This window comes from Streptomyces sp. HSW2009, assembly GCF_040240285.1.
GTDB lineage: Bacteria > Actinomycetota > Actinomycetes > Streptomycetales > Streptomycetaceae > Streptomyces.
In genome coordinates this window covers 1-3,268 of sequence record NZ_JBEHZD010000720.1, presented here as the reverse complement: position 1 = coordinate 3,268, position 3,268 = coordinate 1, and the positions used below count along the sequence as shown (strand labels likewise).

At 75.4% G+C, this 3,268-nt stretch carries 4 protein-coding genes and 1 pseudogene; 1 reads left to right on the top strand and 4 read right to left on the bottom strand.

Going from position 1 to position 3,268, the window contains the following annotated elements:
- The 4 genes and pseudogenes from AAHZ94_RS31270 to AAHZ94_RS31255 form a co-directional block, all read right to left on the bottom strand.
- Window positions 1-264 (bottom strand): annotated as a pseudogene (locus tag AAHZ94_RS31270) (hypothetical protein); the annotation flags it as partial.
- On the bottom strand, window positions 261-1,181 hold the full coding sequence (locus AAHZ94_RS31265; protein WP_349997089.1) for an Asp23/Gls24 family envelope stress response protein: 921 nt from the start codon (window positions 1,179-1,181) through the stop codon (window positions 261-263). The gene AAHZ94_RS31265 and the pseudogene AAHZ94_RS31270, both read right to left, overlap by 4 nt.
- A complete protein-coding gene (locus tag AAHZ94_RS31260; protein WP_349997088.1) occupies window positions 1,172-1,717 on the bottom strand; it encodes an RNA polymerase sigma factor in 546 nt (181 codons plus the stop codon). Before AAHZ94_RS31260 ends, AAHZ94_RS31265 begins: the two co-directional genes overlap by 10 nt.
- Window positions 1,718-1,829: 112 nt before the next feature.
- Window positions 1,830-2,135, bottom strand: coding sequence for a 4a-hydroxytetrahydrobiopterin dehydratase (locus AAHZ94_RS31255; protein ID WP_349997087.1), 306 nt, complete (start codon window positions 2,133-2,135; stop codon window positions 1,830-1,832).
- 69 nt (window positions 2,136-2,204) lie between these two features.
- On the opposite strand from AAHZ94_RS31255, the gene AAHZ94_RS31250 reads away from it, so the two are divergent.
- Window positions 2,205-3,008: a helix-turn-helix domain-containing protein gene (locus tag AAHZ94_RS31250; RefSeq protein ID WP_349997086.1), complete on the top strand. Its 804-nt coding sequence runs from the start codon at window positions 2,205-2,207 to the stop codon at window positions 3,006-3,008.
- Window positions 3,009-3,268 lie beyond the last annotated feature (260 nt).

Below are 3,268 nucleotides of genomic sequence, written 5' to 3'. Positions count from 1 at the left end.
GCGCCCGGCGGCGGCGTACGCGCCAAACGGCCCCGCCCCCCCCGGGCGCCGGGCGGGGCGCGGGGGGGGGGGGGGGGGGGCGCCCCCCCCCCGCCCCGGGGGGCCGGGGGGGGCGGCGCGGGAGCGCACCCGCGCCGCCGCGCCGCGCACCAGGTCGCCGAAGCCGGGGCGCAGATAGGCGACGCCCGGGGTGCGCTGGGTGGCGTCGGCCGCCGCCGCGCGCCCCCGCGGGTGCTCCGCGGCCGCCTGCTGCGAGGGGATCACGGGTTACTCCTCTCTCCGGGGCCCGACGGGTCGCTGGGGCCCGACCTGCCCCCGCCGCCCGGCCCTGGTGGGCGCGGCGGCTCGTCCGCGCGTACGTCACCGAGGTCGTCCCCAATGACGTCCACAACGGACACATCGATCTCCACGACGTCCATGCCGACCGCGTCGCGGGCCGCGTCGGCGACCAACTGTCGTACGAGCGCTGCCAGTTCGGGCACGGTCCAGTCCAGTGCGGCGGTGAGTTCCAGTGTGACGCGCATCGGTCCGCGGTGGCGCGGGGCGCCGGGCAGCAGCGAGCGGCGGGCGGCCGTGGGGTCGGCCGGCATGACCCGGCAACTGCCGGCGAACACGCCGGGCAGCGTCTCGGCCGCCGCCCGGAACGCCCTGGCCGCCGCGACCTCCGCGATCCAGGCGTCCTCGGCGACCTCGCCGAGCGGCAGCAGCCGGCCGGGGCGCAGCTCGGTGCGGACCAGGTTCATCACCCGGTCCGTGATCGCCGCGGCCGGCGGCGCCTGTTCGGCGCGCGCCTCGCGCACGTACCGGTCGAGCACGCCGAGCCCGGCCAGCGCCTGCTGGCAGTACGGGCAGTGCGCGGTGTGCTCGCGGGGCACCTCCTGGTCCCAGACGGCCGACAGCGAGCGCCCGCACAGCAGGATCTCGTCCTCGCCGTCCCGGCTGTCTCCGTCCTCCGGGTGGCCGTCGGCGCCGGCACCGCCCGCGACCTGCGCGTCGTCGGGCCCGGCTCCGGGCCGACCGGGGGCCGCGGAGGTGGGGGAAGGTTCCCGGGTGGGAGAAGGTTCCCGGGTGGGTGCCGGGTCGTGGGTGGGGCTCGGTTCCTGCGCGGAATGAGGGTCGGGTGTCCGGTGGTTCCGGTCCGGCCGGTCGTCGGGCGGGCCCGGGTTGCTGCCTACCGCCATGCGCCCATCGCCTCCGTCAGGTAGCGCCGTGCTCGGAAGATCCGGCCGCGGACGGCCTGCTGGCTGATGCGGGTCACGTCGGCGATCTCCTCGTACGACAGGCCGTGCAGTTCGCGCAGCACCCAGCAGGCGCGCTGTTCGGGGGTGAGCCCCTGCAACGCGTCCGAGAGCGCCCGGGCCACCTCGGTGGATTCGGCGGCCCGCACCGGCGACGCCGCGTGCTCGGGCGCGCTCAGCTCGGGGACCGAACTGAGGTCCTGGGTGGGACGGCGGGCGCGCAGCAGGTTCAGACACCGGTTGGTGACGATGCGGTACATCCAGGTGGAGAACGCGGCGTCGGCCCGGAACTCCGGGAGCCTGCGCCAGGCGTTGACGAAGGCGTCCTGTACGGCGTCCTCCGCGTCCGCCCGGCTGCCGAGGAGCCGGGTGGCCAGGCTGAGCAACTGCCCGCTGTGCCGGTGCACCAGCACCTCGAAGGCGGCCTCGTCGCCTTCCCCGGCCCGTACGGCCAGCAGTTTGTCGCTGGGTTCGGGCACTCACCGGCTCCTCTCGGTCCCCTGCCGTCCGCCTTGCTGCGTCACGTCTCGTTCGGGGGGTTCGACACGGCGGGCCACCATCCGTCACGTGTGGCGTGGGCCACACCGCAACCTAGCGTGCTCCGTGCCCCGGGGCGATCTCCGCCAGCCGGCCGGCGAGGGTCAGATCGAGTTCGGTGATCTTGCCGCCGACGCTGTGGGTGTTCACCGTGACCGTCAGCCTGTCGTAGCTGAGCAGCAGGTCGGCGTGGTGGTTCAGCTCCTCCTGGACCTGTGCGACGTGCACCACCATGGCCGCGGCCTGTGGGTGGCCGGGGAAGGCGTACGTACGGGTGAGGTGGTCGCCGTCGACGCGCCAGCCTGGCAGGGCGGACAGGCGCTCCTCGACCTCCGTGTGGGAGAGCGGTGCTACGGCCATGGCTACGTCCCCTTCGACGCTGCGGATACTGGCTCACCAGCCTGCCACGCCGCGGGTTACGGTCGGGGGATGACGACTGCCACGGTTGCTCCGGGAGTGGGCGCCCTTCTGCGGAGCTGGCGGGACCGGCGCCGGATCAGCCAACTGGAACTGGCGCTGCGGGCCGACTCGTCCGCCCGACACATCAGCTTCATCGAGAACGGCCGGGCCCGCCCGAGCCAGGAGATGGTGCTGCGGCTCGCGGAGCACCTGGACGTGCCGGTGCGGGAGCGGAACGCGCTGCTGGTGGCGGCGGGTTACGCGCCGCACTACCCCGAGGCCACGCTCGACGACCCGGCCCTGGCCGGCTTGCGCGCCGGGCTCGACCAACTGCTCACCGGGTACGAGCCCTACCCGGCGCTGGTGATGAACGGCCGGTACGAGGTGGTGGCGGCCAATGCCGGCGTCGGGCTGCTGATGGCCGGGGTGCCGGCCCATCTGACGCGCTCACCGGTCAACGCCATGCGGGTGACCATGCACCCGGAGGGCATCGCGCGCCGCATCCTCAACTACCGGCAGTGGCGCGCCCACCTGCTGGAGCAGATGCAGCGTCAACTGGCCCTGCTCAGGTCGGAGCCGCTGCGCACGCTCTACGAGGAGGTCAGCGCGTACCCACTGCCCGAGAACTGCCCCGACGAGCCGCCGAAGACCATCGGGAACCTGCCGTTCGCGCTGCCGATGGTCATCGAGCACGAGGGTCGGGTGCTGTCGTTCATCTCGTCCGTCGCCACGTTCAACACGCCGATGGACGTGACCGTCTCCGAGCTGGCCGTGGAGACCTTCCTGCCGGGCAACCAGGAGACGGCCGCCTATCTGCGCGAGGTGCTGGGCTAGGGCCGCGCCCGCGCAACCCGCGGCCCCGTAGCACCCGCACCCCGCGACGCGGCCCCCTACGCCTCGGCTCGGCCCGCACCCCCGCAAGCCGGCGCCCCGGCGCCCCCCGGGCCCCCCCGGCGCCCCCCCCCCCGGGGGGGGCGGGGGCCGGGGGGGGGGGGGCGCACGCGGGGGCGGGGGGGGCGGGCCCCCCCGGGGCCCCGGGGGGGCCTGCCCCGCGAGGTGGTCCGGTGCGGCGAGCACAATGCGGAGCGTGACGC

What these genes read in the sequence shown, in the direction of transcription:
- AAHZ94_RS31250 (WP_349997086.1), top strand. Translation starts at nt 2,205, where the DNA reads ATGACGACTGCCACGGTTGCTCCGGGAGTGGGCGCCCTTCTGCGGAGC.
- AAHZ94_RS31265 (WP_349997089.1), bottom strand. Translation starts at nt 1,181, where the DNA reads ATGGCGGTAGGCAGCAACCCGGGCCCGCCCGACGACCGGCCGGACCGG.
- AAHZ94_RS31255 (WP_349997087.1), bottom strand. Translation starts at nt 2,135, where the DNA reads ATGGCCGTAGCACCGCTCTCCCACACGGAGGTCGAGGAGCGCCTGTCC.